Annotated in this window: 1 protein-coding gene; it reads left to right on the top strand. The window is 67.8% G+C overall.

What is annotated here, in order from left to right:
- Positions 1-153 precede the first annotated feature (153 nt).
- Positions 154-1,539, top strand: a 1,386-nt coding sequence (locus tag SAZ01S_RS23195; RefSeq protein ID WP_139810222.1) for a DUF3363 domain-containing protein, incomplete at its 3' end; no start/stop codon positions are given.

Here is a 1,539-nt window from a genome sequence, read left to right as displayed (position 1 = left end):
GATGGAGGCATGCCCATGGCGGTGCCTCCATCTGGAAGGCGCGGTTGCCGGAACGCCAGCATTTCTGCGCCCCTCCGGTCCTCCGGAATGGAGGCCCTTGAAGGGCTGCGCTGGCGCACCCTCATCTGGCGCTTTCCAGCATGGGACAGCGTCATGGCCGAGGATTCATTCGAGCTATGGTTGGGGCGGGTCGGCGCGGATCGACCGTTCGCGCACCAGCTTCGCAAGGCGACCAATCTGGCCGGCGGCGCAGCGCGGTCTTCGGCCGCGCGCGCCCGGTATTTCGACGGCAGCAGGATCGGGCGCGGTTCGGGCGTCGGCCGGGTGCTTGGGGCATCCGATCGTTTCGCCGGAATTCGCGCGCGCCGCGTCGTCGTGAAGGCGCGCTTCGTGAAGCTGGCGGGGAAGGGGACAAAGGGCGCTGTCGCGCACCTTCGCTATCTCCAGCGCGACGGCACCACCCGCGAGGGCGAACGTGGCACGCTCTATGCTGCTGACCATGATGTCGCCGACGGCAAGGCGTTCCTCGAACGCGGTGCTAGTGATCGGCACCAGTTTCGCTTCATCGTCGCACCCGAAGACGGCGCGCAGTACGAAGACCTCAAGCCGCTGGTGCGGCGTTGGATGGTGCAGGTCGAGCAGGACCTCGGCACGAAGCTCGACTGGGTGGCCGTCGACCATTTCAACACCGGTCATCCGCATGCCCATGTGCTGGTACGTGGGATCGACGATCGCGGCCAGGATCTGATCATCGCCCGCGAATACATCAGCCAAGGGCTCGCCGCGCGGGCAGCCGAGCTGGTCAATCTCGACCTTGGACCGCGTACCGACCGGGAGATTTTCGAGTGCCGCCAGCGAGAGGTCGGCCAGGAACGGTTCACCAGCATCGACCGCACGCTGCTGCTCGCGCGCGAGACCGACGGGATGGTGTCGTCCTGGCATGGCGATAGCGTCGAGCAGGGACTGCGTGCGGCGCGCCTCGGCACGCTGGTGCGCATGGGACTGGCGAGCGACGAAGGCAAAGGTCGCTACCGGCTCGCCGACGATCTGGAACCGACGCTGCGCGCCATGGGCCGGCGCGGCGACATCATCGCGACGATGCACGCGCAACTGAAGGCGCGGGCGCCCGAGGTGCATCCGCAGGATTATGCGATCTATGACCCGGTCGAGGGCAAGCCGCTCATCGGCCGCGTAGTGGCCGCCGGACTGGCCGACGAGCATCGCGACCGCCACTATCTGATCGTCGCGGGGACGGACGGGCGCAGCCACTATGTCGAACTGGGCGATCGGTCGCTCTCGGAAGTGAGCGACCACCCCCAAGTCGTGCGGGTGACGCCGGTCGTCGCAGGCATCCGTGACGTCGACCGGACGGTGGCCGAGGTCGCTGCCGCCAATAGCGGCATCTACAGCGTCGACCGGCACCTGCGCCATGACGCCAGTGCCAGCCAGCGCTTCGCCGAAGCCCATGTCCGGCGGCTGGAAGCGCTGCGACGGGGAGGGGGCGAGGTCGAGCGCATACCGGACGGCAGCTGGAAGATC

Origin of the sequence: Sphingomonas azotifigens NBRC 15497 (assembly GCF_002091475.1) — a bacterium.
Taxonomy (GTDB): domain Bacteria; phylum Pseudomonadota; class Alphaproteobacteria; order Sphingomonadales; family Sphingomonadaceae; genus Sphingomonas; species Sphingomonas azotifigens.
Note: the sequence above shows the minus strand (reverse complement) of the source record. Positions and strands in the feature narration are given on the sequence as shown.